Here is a 19,351-nt window from a genome sequence, read left to right on the forward strand (position 1 = left end):
TTCCCTAAAGAGGACTAGGGGGATCCTCTAGGGGGATTCGAATTTGAAACTCGGTGCCCTGTCCTAGCTCAGACTGTACGTCTAAACTGCCGCCGTGGGTCTCGACGATGATTTGATGTGCGATCGCAAGTCCCAATCCAGTCCCCTTGCCGATTTCCTTGGTCGTAAACAAATGGTCGAAAATCCTGGATTGCACCTCATCCGTCATCCCAGTACCATTGTCTGAAATTCGAATTTCCACATACTCAGCTAACTCAACAGTATTAATAGTGATTGTCTGAGGAGTCTTCTCCAAATCTTCAAAGGTCATGTGATTTGCCATTTCATCAAACATATCAATGGCATTGGCCAGAATATTCATAAATACCTGGTTCAGCTGTGCCGGGAAACAGTTGATTTCAGATAAATCATCACCATAGTGTTTAAGCACTTCAATGGCTGGACGGTGTTCATTCGCTTTAAGTCGATATTTGAGAATTAACAGGGTGCTATCGAGTCCTTCGTGAATATTGACGCTGACTTTTTGGGTTGTATCGGCCCGAGAAAATGTACGGAGACTGGTGCTGATATCTGTAATCCGATCAGCGGCAGTTTGCATTGAGTTTAATAGCTTAGGAAAGTCTTCCAGGAGAAAGTCTAAATCAACCTCTTCTGCACTAGCTTGTACTGCTTCATTGGGGGGCTGTTGCGATTGATAGGTATCTAGATGATCAAACAGATCTTGAATATAGTCTTTTGCATTTTCAACGCTACCGTTAAGAAAGCCAATGGGATTGTTGACTTCATGGGCCACCCCTGCGACTAAGTTGCCCAGCGTAGCCATTTTCTCCTGTTGGACAAGCTGTAGCTGGGACTGTTCTAATCGCTTAGCATAGTGTTGAGATTGTTGATAGAGGCGGGCATTCTCTAAAGAAATTGCGGCCTGGCTACAGAGAAAATTGAGTACTAAAATACGGTCTTTAGTAAATGCACCACTGGTGAGATGATTGTTGAGATATAAAATGCCAATTAGATGTCCTTGGTTGAGTAAGGGTAAACATAATATGCTTTTGGGTCGATGCTTTCTGAGGTAGTCATCAATGACCGGTAAGTCAGTCTTTAAGTCATTAATGACCAATGTTTTCTGGGTGTTTTTGACATATTGAATCAGGTTGACTGGTAAATTTGGATTATTGGCCAAGGGAACAGTCTGAAGTCTTGTTTGTTCAGAGCTAGCCGTTGCCTGTACCTGCCACTCTCCTTGTTCCGTCGGTAAAACCAGCGCACAGCTATTGCCCCCAGAGTTTTGGAGAATAATTTGGGTCAGTTGAGACAGCAGCTCGTCTAGTTGAATAGTGCCAGACAGTGCTTGGGAGGCTTTGAGGATGCTGGCAAAATCTAGAGCCTCATTCAGACTTGTGTTCTTGGAACTGTGGCGTGTGCCAGGATGAACGGAATCCTCTGGTGCAGCGATAGTCATCAGGGTGGTCAACATATCCCCTGCCGCCGCTGGTGGTTGCAGAATCGGTTCTAATAGTTCAGGATATCGGATTTCTAGGTCAGCGACTTTTACCTTGGCTCCCCAGCGTGCATAGCAATAGTAGGCTTCTTGCATATAGACTGCAGCAACTTTTTCTTTTTTCCACCCTAGGTAGAGCTTAGCTGCAAGCTCATTAGCAACGGCTTCTTCTTGAATATAGTCTTCTGCTTTGGCTCCGGCAATGGCCCTATCGTACCAATCTATGGCATCAGCATACTGATGCAGATAAGCGTACGTTCGGGCTTTAACTAACTCGTACTTATGCTGATAGTTAGCCGGACTATGTTGTCCCCACAGTTTCAACTTTTCTTGATTTTCAGCAATTCGTTGCAACAGTAAATCTGTGTGTTCTCTGCTAGAGTCTCTATTAGAGTCTAGGCTAGTTAAATCAACACATTGTTCTAGTTGTACAAGGGAATCGTAAAAAAAGAATAATGGTTGCATTACCATAGCTGTAGCGCTAGGCGCATGCTGTCGGGCTATATCAGCATATTCGCTTGCCAAGCTTAATTCTTCGAATAAATAAGCTAGAACCATTTTGTTGCTATACAAAACAAATAGGCCGATACCTTCACTTGCGGCTTGATATCGAGAGCTGACCTCAGATTCATCAAACGATGAATCTGTCAGTATCCAGGGCTGTGGATCCCCAATCGTTAATTTCGCCACCACCTGACTGTAAATGCGACTCCAGCCCAATTGCGACTCTTGATGAATGTTGGCAATTGCCTGACAGTAAGGCGGAATGAGCGATCGCAGGTCGTCTAAGTTCAGCCCCGCCAAAAATGATGTGGCACAAAGAAAAAACGCGCCGTAGGCAGCAAATTCTAAATCACCTGAGTCAAGCGTTTCCTGATAGGCCTGTTCAAGCGGATTTAGGAAATCTCTTAGGGCTTCTTTCCAGTGGGCGACTGTCATGTAGTGAACCACTTTAGCCCTGGCCTGTAAGCCCGATTTGGGAAACTGTTCGGTAATGGCCAGGGCTAACTCACCAAATTGGTACCCGGTTTCAATGTCATTTAAGACGGCGCATAACAGCAAGCCATAGTCTGCGTAAGTGTGGGCTGATTCCGGGGCGCTACCATACGCCAAACAAATGTTCATGCGGGTACAAATTTCAATGGGAATCAGTTGGGGGGCAGCAAAAAATGCGGCTGAATGCACCGCTCCCAAAATTTCAATCATGGCCAATTGGTCAGAGGTTTGATTGTGGGGGAGTTTGAGTAAATCCTTGATAGTCCTACCGGCAAGGGCCGTTTGAGTTTTAGCTAAGAGAGCTTCAACATCCGAGGGGGAGGGCTGCAGGGTAATGTTTGCTCCCAAGGCCTGTAGGATCTGAATTGCCGTTTCTACCGCTAGTAGGGGCTGACGGCTGGCCGTTTGGGCCTGAATTTTTGTTTTGTAAATGCCTACGGTCTCCAGGGGTGTGCGCACATGGTCTAACACTGTTTGGATACAGCTTTCCATGAGTTCAAATTCAGCACTCAGGTAGGCTGATTCTGCTGCTTTTTCATAGAGCGTCAATGCCAGGTTATAGTCCACACTCCAAATGTCATTGCCCAGTTTTTGGAGTAACTCCAGAGCAGCTCGGATACAGTCCAGTGCAGTGGAGTAGCCGGTCACTTCAAGCATTTTGTCCGCAGCTTGAAGGTTCAGCTGAATCAAGGCCCTAATGTCACGTTCAGTACTCAGTTGTTTGATTCCTACATTGAGATGAGATACGACTTCACAAATGACGGCATCTAAGTCTTCTGTGGGGGTATTGGCTAGCAACAATTGACCAATGGTGACATGGGTCGTAATCCTCGCCTCATCAGACAACAGTAAATACGCCGCTTGCTGGATTCGATCATGGGCAAAGCGGTAGATTATAGTTGGTTGAGCTTTGTTATGTTGAATAGTTTTTGAGGTAATATCAGGTGCTATTTTGTTAAGGGTTCTATTTTCATAAAAGAACTTATAGTGCCCTGATTCTGGAATCAGAAACCCTTCCCGCAGAGCGATCCATAGTTGTTCGGCAACATCATGGGGCGATTTTTCACACACCATTGCCAGAGTCTCCAAATTGATCTGGTTACCCATGCAAGCAGCCAACGTTAGTACCCCTTGCGTTTCGGATGGTAATGTCCTCAATCGCCCCATCATAAAAACAACCACATCATCTGTTGCAACTCGTTGTTCAACTTGAGCTAAGTTGTAGTTCCAAGACCCTGCATCGCTGTCAAAGTTAATACAGTTTTCCGCGTGTAATTCCTGCAAACACTGGGTTGTAAAAAACGGGTTGCCCTGGGTCTTTTTATAGATCAACTGGGCCAAGGGGTCAGTAAGGTTGATGGGACACCGCAGTGTATCGGCCACTAACTGAACAATATCCGGCTGGGCCAAGGGGGCAAGATCCAAGGTGCTGACGGGGATATGCTGACTAATATTCTCAACGGTCAGCATTAGTGGGTGAGCCGCGAATACCTCATTGTTCCGGTAGGCTCCCAACACAAGCAAATAGCCTGTTTGCGGATCGAACTCAGCCTCGACCATTAATTGGTTCAACAAGTTCAATGAGGCTAAATCAGCCCACTGAAGATCATCTAAAAAGATGACCAGAGGGTGCTCTTTTGTGGTGAACACCTGCACGAATTTACCAAATACCAGTTTGAATCGATTGAGTGCAGCACTGGCAGACAGTTCTGATAGTGCAGATTGTTCCCCGATGATATTTTTTAGTTCGGGAATCACCTCCAGGATGACTTGCCCATTGTCTCCAACTGCATTCAGAATATCTGTCTTCCATTGGGTAAGGGCCGCATCAGATTCACCTAAAAGTTGACCCACCAAGGTGCGAAACGCTTGGACAAAGGCACTAAATGGAATGTTGCGATTGAACTGGTCAAATTTACCTTTGATGAAGTAGCCCTTTTGTCGCGTAATCGGCTTGTGGACTTCATTAACGACGACTGTTTTACCGATGCCGGAAAAACCTGCCACAAGCATGAGTTCTGAATTACCTTGGGCAACCCGCTCAAAGGCATCTAGCAAAGTTTGGACTTCCTGTTCACGGCCATAGAGTTTCTCCGGGATCATGAAGCGATCGCACTCATCCCGCTGGCCCAATTTAAATGCGGTAATTTTCCCGTGTGACCGCCATTGCCCCAGGCATTGCTGGAGATCGGATTTAAGTCCAAGGGAACTCTGATAGCGGTTTTCAGCATTTTTAGCCATCAGTTTGGCCACGATTGTCCCCACCATGGGGGGCACTTCCGGGGCGACTTGATCCACAGGTGCAGGCAACTTAACCATGTGGCAATGGATTAATTCCAACGGATCGGCGGTGGGAAAGGGGAGTTGACCGGTGAGCAGTTGGTACAGCGTCACCCCCAGGGAGTAAAAGTCCGTGCGGTAGTCAATAACACGATTCATGCGGCCAGTTTGCTCAGGGGCCATATAGGCCAAGGTCCCTTCCAAGCTCTTGGGATTTTGGATAGCCTGGGTTTCCTTGGGCAACAGCGAGGAAATACTAAAGTCAATTAGTTTGACTTGTTTAGATTCTGGATAAATTAGAATATTGGCGGGCTTAATATCCTTATGAATTACTCGATGCTGATGAAGCTCGTGGAGAATATTCGCCAATTGGGTTGCGATACTGAGGATCTCAGAGAGTTTAAGGGTTTTTTGTTTAACAAACTGTCCTAGGTCAACGCCTCCCCTGTCTTCCATTACCAGGGCATAGCCATTACCGATGGATTCCAGACCGATGGGGCGGACAATGCCTGATAAGGGTAAATTTTTGGCAACCGTATATTGATTGCGGAACTGTACGAGTTCTGAAAATTTTGGATATTGCTGAGTCAGGACTTTAATCACCACGGGCTGTTGGGTGGCTGTTTCTACAGCTCGGTAGACTGTGGTTCGAGTCCCCTGGTAGATCATTTCTGTAACGGTGTAGTCAGTCAGTTGATGGGAAAGAAATGATTTAACAGCAGTGTTCATATCCTGAAAAATTAAAACAATCGTGGTAGCTCTAGATTTCCCAACATCCGAGTTATCGTTCTTGCCCTTGAAGCTAACTAACTTTTTGGTCAACTCAAGCCGTGCAACTCTATAATTAATCGATCTCAACACTTTTACGATGACAGTTCCTGCACGTAATCCCATCCACGTTATCGGCGGCGGCCTGGCTGGTACCGAAGCCACCTGGCAAATTGCCCAGGCGGGCATCCCGGTCATCCTCCACGAAATGCGACCGGTGAAGCGCAGCCCGGCCCACCATTCGGAGCATGTGGCGGAGCTAGTGTGCAGCAACTCCTTTGGGGCCAAGGCCACGGATCGGGCCTCCGGGCTGCTCCATGGGGAACTGCGGCAGCTGGGGTCATTGGTGATTGCTAAAGCCGACGAGAATGCGGTGCCAGCGGGGGGAGCCCTGGCGGTGGATCGGGCGGTGTTTAGCCGGGAGCTAACGGAAACCCTGGAGCAGCATCCGCTGATCGAGCTGCGTCGCGACGAAGTGCAGTCCATTCCCGACGACAGTACGGTGGTGCTGACCACGGGGCCCCTCACCAGCGATGCCCTAGCCACGGACCTGCGCCGGTTTACGGGCCAGGACTACATGAGCTTTTTTGATGCCGCTAGCCCCATTGTTGTCGGCGAATCGATCAATCGGGATGTGGCCTTTATGGCCTCCCGCTATGACCGGGGGGAGGCGGCCTATTTGAACTGCCCCATGGACAAAGAGCAGTACCTGGCCTTTTGGACGGCGCTGTGTGAGGCGGAACAGGCGGAGCTGAAGGACTTTGAACGGGAAACGGCGAAGTTTTTTGAGGGCTGTTTGCCCATTGAGGTGATGGCCCGCCGGGGGGAGGACACCATGCGCTATGGACCTCTGAAACCGGTGGGGTTGTTTGATACGGATCGCTATGGTGCGTTTGATGCGCCGGAAAATAAGGGTAAAAAACCCTATGCGGTGGTGCAGCTGCGCCAGGAGGATAAGGGTGGCCAGCTGTGGAATATGGTGGGCTTCCAGACGAACCTGCGCTGGGGCGAGCAAAAGCGGGTGTTCCAGATGATTCCGGGGCTGGAAAATGCGGAGTTTGTGCGCATGGGGGTGATGCACCGCAATACGTTTATTAATTCGCCGGAATTGTTGAGCAGCGCCCTGCAGTTCCACAGGCGGGAGAATTTGTTTGCGGCGGGGCAGCTGGTGGGCACCGAAGGGTATACTGCCGCCTGTGCCGGGGGCTGGTTGGCGGGCACCAATGCGGCCCGGTCGGTGTTGGGTCTGCCGCTGGTGTCGTTGCCGGTAACTACCATGGTGGGGGCGCTGTTTGGCTTTATTAGCTCGGCGGAACCGAAGCATTTTCAGCCGATGCCGCCTAATTTTGGTATTTTTCCGGCCCTGCCTGAACGGATTCGCAATAAGCGGGAGCGCTATGGTAAGTATCGCGATCGCAGTTTCTCAGACCTCCAAACCTGGGCCGAGGCCAACCAAATCCAGTTAAAACAACTCGCCTTAGCCACCGCGTAGCACCGCCCAATTCACCGAAATCATGGATAACCACTTTATCCTGTTGTTTTTAGACGGCCTCGGTTTAGGTACCGCTGGGGCCCATAACCCGGTGGCCGATCCAGAGGCCATGCCACGGGTGCGATCGCTATGCGGCCAGCCCTGGCTAGAACAGATCCAGATCCAACGGCCCAATTTTCTACTCAAACCCATTGACGCCACCCTGGGCGTTCCCGGTTTACCCCAAAGTGCCACTGGCCAAACCACCATCTACACCGGCCACAACGCCGCCAAATTTCGCGGCAAACACCAAACCGGGTTTGCCAATGGCTCCCTGCGGCGGCTAATCGAACCCCATGGGTTGTTCAAACAAGTCATGAAAAAAGGCGGCACCGCCACCCTGGCCAATCTTTATTCCCCCGCCTACTTCGAAGCCATTGCCCAGCGTCGGTGGCGCTACTCTGTGTGCACCCTGCTCAACATGACCGCCGGTCTACCCTTCCGGATGCAATATGAATACGAACAGGGCGAAGCCATCTTTTGGGATATTACGGGAGATATTGCGTGCGATCGCGGCATCGCCACCGCCCCCATCTCACCCGAAACAGCCGGCCAATGGTTAGCAAACCTGGGCGCCCACCACACCATTACCCTGTTTGAATGCTACCTCAGCGACTACGCAGGCCACGCCCAAAACTACCAGCGCGCCATGGACGTACTACAACGCATTGACCGGTTTGTTACCGCTGTACTAGACGCCCTATCCCCCAGCACCACCCTAATCGTCGTCAGCGACCACGGCAACGTGGAAGACCTATCTCGCAAATGCCACACCCATAATGCGGTGCCCCTATGGGTAGTGGGTCCAGCAGCCCAAGCCTTTGACCATGTGCAAGACCTCACACACATTACCCCGGCGATTCTGGCCCAGGTCTAAAGGGCTGGCACGCCCTCCCCTTAACAAGCATACAAATGCTGGGGACGGTATTTCTCAACAACCGTCAGCAAGTCCTCCGACTGCACCGGTTTAGACACATAATCTGTTGCCCCAAGAGAATTTCCCAATGGTTCATCCGCCTGCATCGTATGCAAAATCAAAGGCGTTTTAGCAAGCACCGGGTTATCCCTAAGTGTTTTAATCATTTCCCAGCCATCTACCTTCGACGTCACCACATCCAAAAGAATAATGTCAGGCATCAACTGTTCTGCCATTTGTAACCCCGCCTGGTGATTGTGGCTCAACACAACAAAGTATCCCTCACTGGCAAGGATTTTGCGCACCACATCACAGGATTCCAAATCATCATCAATCACTAACACACAGCCTAAACAGTCATCCCCCGGCAACTCTGGCACCTTCACCGCCGCATCAAGGGACAGCGGCCGGTCCAACCCATGGGCGCTACTGCCAACCGGTTCCTCCACAGGGCTTTCCACAGGGTTCTCTACACCACCCCCCCCAGGCTCAACCATTTGAACAGTTTTAGGAATACGCAAAGTGAAGGTGGTACCCACCCCCATTTCACTTTGCACATCCACCGTTCCCCCCATCATCTCCACAAACTGTTTCGTGATGGTTAGCCCCAACCCCGTACCGCCATACTTGCGCGTAGTAGACGAATCCGCCTGGGCAAACGCATTAAACACACGCTTTAGCTGGTCGGGCAGCATGCCAATGCCCGTATCCTGAATTTGAAACGTAATCCAAGGAATCTTACCGATGATACTGATATCAACACTTAAGGTAATGGTGCCATTATGGGTAAACTTGTTGGCATTGCTCAAGAGATTATACAAACTCTGCCGCACCTTCACCGCATCTGCCCGCATCTTACCAATGGTCTGGGAACATTGGATTTGCAAATTGTTGTTACTTTTAACAACAACCGGTTGAATGGTAGACACCACATCCTTCACTAAGGGCATCACCTCAAAGGTCTCTAGATGCAGATCCATCTGTCCCGCTTCTACCTTAGAGAGATCTAACACACCATCAATCAAACCCAGCAAATGTTTGCCCGCATCCTGAATCTTTTTCAATTCAGGAATAAACTCCGTTTGCTCCATATCCTGAGCATCTTCCTCTAATAGCTCACTGTAGCCAATAATGGCATTTAGGGGCGTGCGCAGCTCATGGCTCATATTAGCCAGAAAATCACTTTTCGCTTTGTTGGCCTGTTCTGCCTTGAGCCGTTCTGCTTCCGCTTTTTGACGCGCCTCATCCGCCTTTTTCAAGGCTTCGTCATTGGCCTCTAGGCTTAATGCCAGCTGAAACTCTGCCCGTTTCTGATCACTAATGTCCTGCCAGACAATGGACAGCCCCGTCGCCGTCGGAGTTAGACTCAGCTCCAACCAGCGCTCTTGGGCATACAATCGCGTCTCAAACGTCAGGGTCTCCTGTTGACTAACCGCCCGCTGATAATAATGTTTTTTCTCCTGCCCCAACTCCTTAGGAAACACAGACCACAACTGTTTTCCCATCAAATCTTCTGGCCGCTGATTCAAATCCTCCAGCGCAGACGCGTTAATACTCGTAATCATCCACTGATGATCCACGTCCACAGAGGCATCATCCATACTCTCAAACAGAGTATCAGCGATTTTCTCAACGCGATAAAATTGTTTTTTCAGCTGCCAACCATAGGCCGCAGCTCCCAGCATGCCTAACCCCCAGGCGATCGCTGCCAGTTGAAACCATCGAGTACGAACCGTAGTTTGCTGATAGGTCAACTCATAGGTTGCCATCAACGACTGCAACTGCTCAGTCGTGGGCACAGCCAAAAGGGATTGGGTCAACTGATCGACCTGGGGCTTCCTATCCAACACCACATTGGCCTGCTGCAGAATAGCACCAATGTCACCTTGCCCTGCCTGCTTCCCCGCCAGTGCCTGCACTTGACTAATGGTGGCACTCAGGTCAGCCGCCGCCGCATCGGCCGACAGGCCATAGACTAAGGCCTGATCAACCAAATGCGTAAGGGATTGCCCCAATGCACCGTCTGCATTGACCTGCCCTAGCAAAGCAGACATCTTCGCGAGAGACTCTTTTATCTGCCCATGCTCAACCTGAAATTGCTCGGATAGCAATGCCTTTTCTTCCAGCAGTTGATTGCTAGTTTCTACAACCTGCCACAGCTGTTGAGTGGCCTGATCATTTTGAGTATTCAACAACGCAGGTAGCGCCTGCAGACTCTGGCGAGAGGCCTCCGTCTGCGTTAGAGCTTCGGCTAAGGATGCATGATCAGGGTCCAATGTCTGACGCACTTCTAATACAGCCTGGTTGACACCAAGGTCATACTGCAGTTGCTTAGCTAGTGCATCTTTATATGTGACATGGTCTCCAGTGGGAATGGAGCGGCCTTTAAAAAGTAGTCCCCCCCAGATCATTAGTGCACCGGCAGTCGCCGAAAGTATGATCAATTTTTGCTTCATACTTTATATCCTGCAAAATGGTCCGTTGTTGTACATAGGATTAATGGACCTGATATCTACAGAATTGTTTCAAAATCAGATCAAATATTTATTTACCAAAAGGTCGATCGCCCTAGCGCCTAGAATATAAGATCCACAGGAGATCAGGAAACTTCTCAACAATTAAAACAAGCGCTTAAAAACATGAAGTCCCCATGGAATTTTCAACTTTCAAAAAAGATCTTTCCGGCTCACAAAGATGAGCTCCCATTACCCCAAAGAACAGCAACTGATAGAAATGAAATCCTCTTCCATGGCGAAAATTAACATTGCCCACGAAACCAGCTCCGCTGCCGCGGCAGAAAAACACGCCCAGAAACTGCGCAGAAATGGAGAAACCGTCACGTTAATCTGTCGAGAGACTTTCCCAATAGCAGATGCCATGTTTCCGTTTCTCGCCCATCTATCAGCAACGGCTGACTACACCCTCATTTTACTGCCACCTAGCTCCACTTCTAGCTCATCTGTTTGGATATCAAAAGAACTACATTTACAACATTCACTAGGCAACTTCACCAATATTTACCCAGCATTTTCAAACCACACAGACGTACCCAGATGGTGGGCAACAGAAGATAGTACAGTGAGAATACTCAGTTAACAACGTGGATCCACACATTAACAGAAAATACTAGCCTAACAGCGAGGCCATCGACCGATGGGCCGTTTGCCCCAACATCGTCTGGCCATCAATGTCAGCATACTGACGGCTTGAGCCAAACACCCCATCACCAGTGACAATCATATTTTTCTGTCGATCAAACCCTAGCATTAACCACAACAACGCCAGACCCACAGCGGCGATCAAAGTCGCTGCGAATCCTAAAGCATTTATCATTCTTGTTAGCATTAGCCTTAACCTGTTGCGCATTCGCCATGGGCATTATTTTTGCAACCCCACAGGCGTAAAACATAGACCTACCTCTGCACCCATGGGGTCTATAACCTTGTCTAGAGCATGCCCAAGAACAGCGTAGTTAACACACGTCAGTAGTAGCTCAAGGCCTCGGAAAACAGATATTCCTTGGCATACTTTTACCGTCTAAACCTAGACGACTAAAAAATCTCGACCATCGGTTCACAAACGAATTTACACAGCCAGCCCGTATTAAATCAAGATCATCTTAGCCATAGCTTAAAATCTGACCATTCTTTATAAAGAGGACTTTACAATCTGACCATACAGTCTAGAAAATTTGGCCATGCCCCATGGTGGCTGGCATAGGCTGCTTAAAATATTGTCAGCTTTTACAAAGACTGAGGATGCACCGCAAGAAATTTACTCAGGGACTGATAAAAGGCATCTGGCTCCACCAGGAATGCCCAATGATTCCCTGGTATTGTTTCTGTGGCTAGGTTTTTCAAATATTTCCGATAGGGTTTTAGCTGCCAGTCAAACCGGTTCACCCCTGCTTCTGGCTGCATAAACAAGCTAGGCACCTGAATATCCCCAATCAATCCTGGCACTCTCAGCACCGCATCAAAAATGCCATCCCGCGCTTCTAGGGTAAATTTACTACCTATCTTGCCATCACGTTTCTCTTCCAAACTCTCTCGGAAGACAGCCGCTTGCAAATCATTCCAGGCACGATATTGTTTCATCCGCTTACCCTGGTCAATGGCATCATCCCAGGTTTCAAACGGCCCCATCCCTTTTAGGAACGGTAGCGTGCCATAAAACAAAGGAAACGTCAGCCGAAAAATGCCCGGCATACCATAGACAAAAATGGGATCCACCAGCACCATAGACAAAAATCGCTCGGGTTGCCGCGTGGCCCAGTAGGTTGCCACCTTCCCCGACCAGGAATGTCCCACAATATGCGCTTTTGCCCAGCCCAGGTGATCCATCAGCTGAACCAGATCATTAACCACCGTATCAAAGTCATACCCGCCATCGGGTTTATCGCTTTGCCCATGGCCTCGCATATCCACGGCAATGGGTTGATAGGTCTGGGCCAACTGATCCGCCACCGCTGACCAGCCCAAAGCATGATCGGCTAAGCCATGGAGCAGCAAAATGGGCTCACCATCGGTTTCCCAGTCGAGATAAGACAGGTTAATGCGATTTAGGAAAACAGTTTTACGAATAGCCATAACATCATGGGGGTAGATGCCTATTCATCATGCCATTTGAGGCTCAGTTAATCACTGGCAAGCTCGGACTCAATCGGTAATTAACTGGGGTCAACTAGGGGCGCAATCCAATGGGGTTCGGAATTTTGAATTCGGAATTTTGAAGTCTACCCTAGCCAAGATGATCGGTTAAATTCGTGCCCCGCCAGTGATGGCACTCTGCCAGACAGCTTGTTGGAATATTTTGGTCTGGGCAAAAAAAATAAATCCAAAGTCTGGACGGTCCCGTACAGATATTTAGTTAGCAATCACACCAATAGATCAGGCCACGGCTGATGACGAACAGCTGCTCCCAGCAGTTTGTTCATCAGTGGTGCAGATTTTGCTGCTTAATCGTCAACAACATTAGGAGAAGACTCAGGCATGACTACTAACTCTCTAACCACCATTGCCGACATTGTGGTTCAAAGCGGTGGCGAGTTTGACCATAATAACCAGGACTTTGATATCCTGCTCCAGGCACTACAAACGGCTAACCTCACCAATGTTGTTGCAGATCCAAACGCAGATCTGACAGTTTTTGCCCCTACGGATGCCGCCTTTATTCAGCTAGCCCAAGACCTTGGCTTTGAGGGTAGTGATGAAGCCGGAGCCTTTAATGCCATCGTCGGAACCTTAACTGATTTGGGCAACGGCGATCCAATTCCGGTATTGCAAGCTGTGTTGCAATACCATGTTTCGGCAGATGCAAAGACTCTGGAAGATATTCAAGCTGCCGACTCAATTAGCACTTTGTTAGACGGGGCTACACTAACGCCCAATGGCAACTCTCTTATCGATAATGAGCCAGATATTGTTGACCCTAGTTTTATCGAAGCACTGACTGATATTCAAACCGATAACGGCATCATCCAGGGTATCGACCGGGTGCTAATCCCCCTAGATATTCCTGGTAATGGGCCAGCGCCTAGTCCTGCGCTGCCAGCTACCATTGCCGATGTTGTAGCGCAGAGCGGTGGCACTTTTGACGACAATAATCAGGATTTTGACATCCTATTAACGGCCCTAGAAACCGCCGGACTGACTGCGGCTGTAGCCGATCCAAATGCAGACCTGACAGTTTTTGCTCCGACAGATGCGGCCTTTATCCAGCTAGCCCAAGACTTGGGCTTTGAGGGTAGTGATGAACCCGGTGCCTTTAATGCCATCGTTGGTGCCCTGACTGAGTTAGGTGAGGGGGACCCAATTCCTGTATTGCAAGCTGTGTTGCAATACCATGTTTCGGCAGGTGCAAAGACTCTGGAAGATATTCAGATTGCCGACTCTATTAGCACTTTGTTAGACGGGGCCACCCTCACCCCCAATGGCAATTTTCTGATCGACAATGAGCCAGACATTATTGACCCCAAGTTTGTTGATGCACTCACCGATGTGCAAACCGGTAACGGCATCATTCAAGGGATTGATCGGGTACTGATTCCCCTGGATATTCCTGGCAATGAGCTGAATGTTGTACCGGGGACAAACGGTAACGATCATCTGTTGGGGACAGATAGCTCTGACCGGTTAGTGGGTTTTGCTGGCATTGACCGTCTCGTTGGGGGGGGTGGGGATGATATTTTTGTGCTTGGGGATGCCCACGGTAGTTTTTACGCGGAACATGAGTATCTAGACTTTGCTGACATTGTTGACTTCCAGGCAGGTGCGGATATTATCCAGCTAAGCGGCTCCATGGGGGATTACACGTTTAAGGCCGTAAACGGCGGCACGTGGATTTTTGCAGGTAATGAAAGTAAGGGAGAATTGGTGGCGGATGTGTTTAATGCATCGGTCGATGATGTGACTGCGAGCATTCAGTTTGTTTAGTAGGGTTAGCCGTTAGACTTGCAGGGCAAGCATCCTTTGAAAACGGTTGCCTGCCCTGCAAGTTCTCTGAATTTCAGGAAGATTGAACGCCTCTCAAGGTTCAGCGATAACACAAATCTAATGTAGGGGTTAGGGAGAAATCCAAAACTTTTTCAATTCTACCGCCCAAAAACTTACTGTCCCCAACAACAATGCCAGCCCCAAATCAGTGGGGGCCAATGCCACCGTCGAAAATATGTGCTGACACATTGGCACATACACCACCCCCAACTGCAAACAGAAAGTCAACGCCACTGCCCCCAGCAGTTTTTTATTTGACAACAGCCCAATCTTGAACAACGACTCTGAAGACGATCGCACCGCCTCCGATAGGGCAATGCGCGAAAACGCTAGCGTTGTAAACACCATGGTCTGCCAGGCCGGATTGCCCCCAGACCAATAGCCATGGGCCACCAGGATTAACACGACGCCCAACAACAACCCAATCCACAGAATGTCTTTACCCATGCCGCGGCTAAAGATACTCTCATTGGGTCGATAGGGATCCCGCTGCATTACCCCTTGTTCAGCCGGTTCAAAGCTTAAGGCCACCGCCAGCAAGCCATCGGCGATTAGGTTAATCCACAAAATCTGGATGGGCACCAGCGGAATGGGCATGCCCAAAAACGGAGCCAACAACAACAGCCACAGCTGGCCCACATTCCCCGCCAGGGTATATTTAATAAACTTCCGAATGTTGTCGTAGATCACCCGCCCTTCTCGCACTGCTGCCACAATCGAGGCAAAGTTGTCGTCTTGGAGCACAATATCCGCCGCTTCTTTGGCCACATCGGTACCCGTAATGCCCATGGCCACGCCAATGTCCGCCTGTTTCAGGGCGGGGGCATCGTTCACCCCATCCCCCGTCATGGCGACAATGTGCCCCCGCAGCTGCAATGTCTGAACGATGCGTAGTTTATCTGCCGGTGTCACCCGTGCATAGACGCTGGTACGCTCGGCCACAATATCCAACCGCTCGGCGGGCATTTTGCTGAGGGCTTGGCCGGTCAGCAGACCATGGCTAGAAATGTCTAAATCTTGGGCAATGTGCTGGGCGGTGAGGGGATGATCGCCGGTAATCATGACTACCTGGATGCCGGCGGTACGGCAAAGGCCAATGGCGGCTTTGACTTCGGCCCGGGCGGGGTCCATGAGCCCCACCATGCCGAGAAACACTAGGTTTTCTTCTAGGCGATGGGGCACCGTGGATAGGGGACGAAAGGCCAGGGCTAATACCCGCAGTCCCTGGTTGGCCAGCTGATCGTGGGCGGTGTAAATCCGCTGGCGGAGGTCATCGGTGAGCACTTGTACCTGGTTGTCTAGCCACACCCGATCCACTGTGGGTATTAGGCTTTGCAGGGCGCCCTTGCTAAAGATAACGGCGGTGGTGTTGGGGGGGACCACTCGCTGCCAGAGGGATTGCCAGGGTGGGGGCAAGGGGCGATCGCAACGGTGGCAGGTGGTCATGCGCTTGCGATCGGAGTCGAAGGGCACTTCGTCAATTCTGGGCCACAGATGGTCTAGCTTGTGTTTGGGCAACCCGGCCTCGGCGGCGGCGGTAACCAGGGCCGTTTCGGTGGGGTCGCCCATGGCAACCTGGTGGTTATCTAGGGCAGCATCGTTACACAGGGCGCCGCTGAGCAATAGCAAACTAAGGGATGGGGAATCGGCTCCATTATTTAGCGGTACCTGCTGCCCGGCCACATCCAACACGGTGACGGTCATGCGGTTTTCGGTGAGGGTGCCGGTTTTGTCGGAGCAGATGGTCGTCACAGAACCGAGGGTTTCCACCGCAGGCAAATGACGAATCAGGGCCTGACGTTTGAGCATGCGTTCCGCCCCCAGGGCCAGGGCGATGGTGACCACGGCGGGTAAGCCTTCGGGCACGGCGGCCACCGCCACACTCACCGCCGTGAGCAGCATCTGTCGCCAGGTTTCTCCCTGGACCAGCCCCAGGATGGCTATGACCAGGGAGATGGCGATCGCACCCGCCCCCAGGTACTTACCCAACTGGGCCAGCCGCTTTTGTAGGGGGGTGGCTTCGGCCTCCACCGACTGCAGCATGCGGGCAATGTGGCCAATTTCGGTGGCCATGCCGGTTTCGGTCACCACCAGGGTGCCCCGACCACGGGTGACGGTGGTGCTGTGGAACACCATGTTGCTGCGGTCCCCGAGGGCTTGCTCATCGGCAAACACGGCACTGGCCCGTTTATCCACGGGGGCAGATTCGCCGGTGAGGGCGGATTCTTGCACCTGCAGGTTAGCGGTTTCGAGCAGCCGTCCGTCTGCGGGGACAACGTTACCGGCCTCCAGCAACACCAGGTCCCCCCGCACCAAGTCCGCCATGGAGCATGCCTGCACCTGGCCATCCCGCTTGACCCGCACCGTGGGCACCGCCAGCTTTTTCAGGGCGGCCATGGCCCGTTCGGCCTTATATTCCTGGCGCAGCCCCAGCACCGCATTAAAAATAACAATGGCCAGGATTGCGATCGCATCCCGCATATCCCCCACAGCCACAGAAATCACCGCCGCCGCCAATAGCATCAACACCAGCGGTTCTCGCAACTGTTCCCATAGGGCCTGCCAAAGAGACTTTGCCGCTGTTGTCGCTAGCTCATTTGGCCCATGTTTGAGCAACCGTTCACGGGCAGCTGCCGCCGTCAAACCATTTTGACCATGGCTATTCACCTGTTGGACAACCACACTAGGATCCAGTTGATACCAATGACTCACGGCCGCTCACCATATAGGGAGTGAAATTGTTTCACTGTCGTAGATTTCCAGTGTAACGCCCTGATCCATAAAGGGTTATAGCCTTTTCCAAAAGAAAATACTTCAGCCGCCGAAGCACCTGAAGTATGGGGTTTAGTGTTTATGGAAAATCGTAACGCCAGGCTAGTTTTGATAGAGCAAAATAGACTGATCTGGCTCAATAACAACTACGGTTGGCGCGGTCACATTACCAACAACGACCCCCGCCGCTGCACCGCCCAACACCTCTAACAGGTCAGCATCCCCCAGAACTTCACCGATAATCAGACCACCGGCAGCACCAATGGCCGCATCTTCAATAATATCGTCGGTATCGGTCTGGCGTGGGTCTTTGCGGTCTGTGAGGGTTTCGGAAACGGCACTTAGGGTAAAGATGCGATCGCCCACCTCTGCGGAATCGGCCACATAGCGCAAGCCACCGTCCACCGGCTCAAACTGACCACGGATAATGCTGCCCGCTGGCAAAAACCGACCATCTACAGCGGTACGGTCCTGCAGGCGTAAATTGTACTCATGCACCTCATTTTTGTTGAGGTAGAGCGTATCATCGTTGCGAATAACTGTATCCAGGGACTGCGCTGCCTGGGCAACAACAACTGGATTAGCAGACCCAGGGGTGGTTTCTTGGGCCAGGCCAGGACTGACCACAGCACCGAGAGAAATAAGCACACTAGCAATTGCAACAGCTTTCATGGTGGATACCCCACTGAAACGTAATGAACCTGCTCTAACGTTAGGCTACAAAAATGAATATGGGATGAGTTTGCACTTATATGCATAGGCAGCGTTAAAAAACTATCAGCCCAGGCACGTATACACAAACTTTACACAATCCAATTCTTCTTGTTATTGACCAAGCTAGATGACTCGACAGATTGATTAAACCAATCCTGCCGAAAAACAAAAGAGCCCGCTATGCCAGCATTCTAACTGGCATAGCGGGCCACGCTCTCCGCCCCTACCTACCCACGAACCAACCGGGGCGATCTCAAACGGAGCGTCAACATATAAAGAGGATTAAAGTTTTACAAACAATCAGCGGCAGGGGCAACAGTAACTACTGCGCAAAATACTACAGCCTGCTTACATCAGCACCGACAGCGCCTAAAACAACGAGCCTACAGCTGGGCCAAAAACACGCCGACCTGTTCTACCACCGCCGGATCAGAAGCGGCCAACACCCCACCCAAAAAGCCAAACATGTGGCCTTCCCAAGACAGGGTTGTCATATCGGCATCAGGAAACATATTCCAGACCTGATCGCCATAGAGCAGCATGACAATAAACGCTAGGCCAATGGTTAGCAACGTCACCTCTAAATACCCACGGGCAATTAGATAACCCAAATAGCCAAAAATCAGACCGCTGGCCCCCAAATGGATGGCCGGACGCCCCAAAAACCAGGTACCCAGACCACTCACCAGGAGAATAACAACACTCAACGCATAGAAATTATCCACCCCCTGCAGCAAAACTAGCCACCCCAAAATCGCAAAGGGCAAGGTATTAGCAATTAAATGCCCCGCATTGCGATGAAGAATTGGTGAAAAAATAATACCCAGCAGACCCAAAGGTTCCCGAGGACGAATGCCCAGCAACCGATTAAGGCCGCCACCCAGGTAGGCAAAATTCACAATGCCAATTACCCAAGCCATAACAATACAATCCCTCAGAACCTTTGCCTGGGACTGCCAATCAATGGGAACAAACATTGAGACAATGACCGTTCCCAATATCATATAGATAAGGACCAGTTGTTGTTTAACCCCTGTCATTTACGTAAAACCTACTGCTACAAATTTTTTGAATTTGACAGTAGAAACACCCAAGATGATATCCCGAGAAATTTGAGATACTTCCAAGTAGATAGATAGCTGTACTTAACTTTACTTAAATTCGCGTAAAAAGCACACAAAAAAGTTGACATCCACATAAAAAGCAAAACATGGCGTTACATCTGCAGGGCTGGGTGATCTTCTATACCGATACCAGGCACAGATGTGAAGGAGCTGTAATACTAAATGACAGCGGCCAGAGTTTAATCTGACCGTCAATGGATGGGAGAATACTTTAGCGTTGCTGATGCAAGGGCTTGCCAGGGCATCAGCGTCAGCAGT

11 protein-coding genes are annotated in these 19,351 nt (G+C 50.3%); 4 read left to right on the plus strand and 7 right to left on the minus strand.

Going from position 1 to position 19,351, the window contains the following annotated elements:
* Positions 1-4: 4 nt before the first annotated feature.
* On the minus strand, positions 5-5,503 hold the full coding sequence (locus IXB28_RS10340; protein WP_215618503.1) for a trifunctional serine/threonine-protein kinase/ATP-binding protein/sensor histidine kinase: 5,499 nt from the start codon (positions 5,501-5,503) through the stop codon (positions 5-7).
* Between the two features lie 139 nt (positions 5,504-5,642).
* Here IXB28_RS10340 and trmFO point away from each other — a divergent pair, with 139 nt between their 5' ends.
* Both trmFO and IXB28_RS10350 read left to right on the plus strand, forming a co-directional pair.
* Positions 5,643-7,034: an FADH(2)-oxidizing methylenetetrahydrofolate--tRNA-(uracil(54)-C(5))-methyltransferase TrmFO gene (gene trmFO / locus IXB28_RS10345; protein WP_215618504.1), complete on the plus strand. Its 1,392-nt coding sequence runs from the start codon at positions 5,643-5,645 to the stop codon at positions 7,032-7,034.
* A gap of 22 nt (positions 7,035-7,056) precedes the next feature.
* Positions 7,057-7,950 (plus strand): alkaline phosphatase family protein, encoded by an 894-nt coding sequence (locus IXB28_RS10350; protein ID WP_215618505.1) that lies wholly within the window; start codon positions 7,057-7,059, stop codon positions 7,948-7,950.
* A gap of 20 nt (positions 7,951-7,970) precedes the next feature.
* Here IXB28_RS10350 and IXB28_RS10355 read toward each other — a convergent pair whose 3' ends face one another.
* Positions 7,971-10,445, minus strand: coding sequence for an ATP-binding protein (locus IXB28_RS10355; RefSeq protein ID WP_215618506.1), 2,475 nt, complete (start codon positions 10,443-10,445; stop codon positions 7,971-7,973).
* A 277-nt stretch (positions 10,446-10,722) separates the two neighbouring features.
* Here IXB28_RS10355 and IXB28_RS10360 point away from each other — a divergent pair, with 277 nt between their 5' ends.
* Positions 10,723-11,085, plus strand: a complete 363-nt coding sequence (locus tag IXB28_RS10360) for a hypothetical protein (RefSeq protein ID WP_215618507.1) — start codon at positions 10,723-10,725, stop codon at positions 11,083-11,085.
* 30 nt (positions 11,086-11,115) lie between these two features.
* On the opposite strand, the gene IXB28_RS10365 is transcribed toward IXB28_RS10360, so the two are convergent.
* Positions 11,116-11,322: a hypothetical protein gene (locus IXB28_RS10365; protein WP_215618508.1), complete on the minus strand. Its 207-nt coding sequence runs from the start codon at positions 11,320-11,322 to the stop codon at positions 11,116-11,118.
* A gap of 410 nt (positions 11,323-11,732) precedes the next feature.
* Positions 11,733-12,578, minus strand: coding sequence for an alpha/beta fold hydrolase (locus tag IXB28_RS10370; RefSeq protein ID WP_215618509.1), 846 nt, complete (start codon positions 12,576-12,578; stop codon positions 11,733-11,735).
* A 402-nt stretch (positions 12,579-12,980) separates the two neighbouring features.
* Here IXB28_RS10370 and IXB28_RS10375 point away from each other — a divergent pair, with 402 nt between their 5' ends.
* A complete protein-coding gene (locus tag IXB28_RS10375) occupies positions 12,981-14,423 on the plus strand; it encodes a fasciclin domain-containing protein (protein WP_215618510.1) in 1,443 nt (480 codons plus the stop codon).
* Positions 14,424-14,552: 129 nt separating this feature from the next.
* Here IXB28_RS10375 and IXB28_RS10380 read toward each other — a convergent pair whose 3' ends face one another.
* The 3 genes from IXB28_RS10380 to IXB28_RS10390 form a co-directional block, all read right to left on the minus strand.
* Complete coding sequence (locus IXB28_RS10380; protein ID WP_215618511.1) at positions 14,553-17,195, minus strand: cation-translocating P-type ATPase; 2,643 nt, start codon at positions 17,193-17,195, stop codon at positions 14,553-14,555.
* 162 nt (positions 17,196-17,357) lie between these two features.
* Positions 17,358-17,927 (minus strand): hypothetical protein, encoded by a 570-nt coding sequence (locus IXB28_RS10385; RefSeq protein ID WP_215618512.1) that lies wholly within the window; start codon positions 17,925-17,927, stop codon positions 17,358-17,360.
* Positions 17,928-18,352: 425 nt separating this feature from the next.
* A complete protein-coding gene (locus IXB28_RS10390; RefSeq protein ID WP_246559734.1) occupies positions 18,353-18,889 on the minus strand; it encodes a rhomboid family intramembrane serine protease in 537 nt (178 codons plus the stop codon).
* Positions 18,890-19,351 lie beyond the last annotated feature (462 nt).

The organism is Leptothoe kymatousa TAU-MAC 1615, from assembly GCF_018739865.1.
In the GTDB taxonomy this organism is placed as follows: domain Bacteria; phylum Cyanobacteriota; class Cyanobacteriia; order Phormidesmidales; family Phormidesmidaceae; genus Leptothoe; species Leptothoe kymatousa.

Excerpts from the sequence above, each read along its gene's own strand:
- IXB28_RS10370 (WP_215618509.1), bottom strand. The coding sequence starts at position 12,578 with ATGGCTATTCGTAAAACTGTTTTCCTAAATCGCATTAACCTGTCTTAT.
- IXB28_RS10365 (WP_215618508.1), bottom strand. The coding sequence starts at position 11,322 with ATGATAAATGCTTTAGGATTCGCAGCGACTTTGATCGCCGCTGTGGGT.
- IXB28_RS10375 (WP_215618510.1), top strand. The coding sequence starts at position 12,981 with ATGACTACTAACTCTCTAACCACCATTGCCGACATTGTGGTTCAAAGC.
- IXB28_RS10360 (WP_215618507.1), top strand. The coding sequence starts at position 10,723 with ATGAAATCCTCTTCCATGGCGAAAATTAACATTGCCCACGAAACCAGC.
- IXB28_RS10350 (WP_215618505.1), top strand. The coding sequence starts at position 7,057 with ATGGATAACCACTTTATCCTGTTGTTTTTAGACGGCCTCGGTTTAGGT.
- trmFO (WP_215618504.1), top strand. The coding sequence starts at position 5,643 with ATGACAGTTCCTGCACGTAATCCCATCCACGTTATCGGCGGCGGCCTG.
- IXB28_RS10355 (WP_215618506.1), bottom strand. The coding sequence starts at position 10,445 with ATGAAGCAAAAATTGATCATACTTTCGGCGACTGCCGGTGCACTAATG.
- IXB28_RS10390 (WP_246559734.1), bottom strand. The coding sequence starts at position 18,889 with ATGGCTTGGGTAATTGGCATTGTGAATTTTGCCTACCTGGGTGGCGGC.
- IXB28_RS10340 (WP_215618503.1), bottom strand. The coding sequence starts at position 5,503 with ATGAACACTGCTGTTAAATCATTTCTTTCCCATCAACTGACTGACTAC.
- IXB28_RS10385 (WP_215618512.1), bottom strand. The coding sequence starts at position 17,927 with ATGAAAGCTGTTGCAATTGCTAGTGTGCTTATTTCTCTCGGTGCTGTG.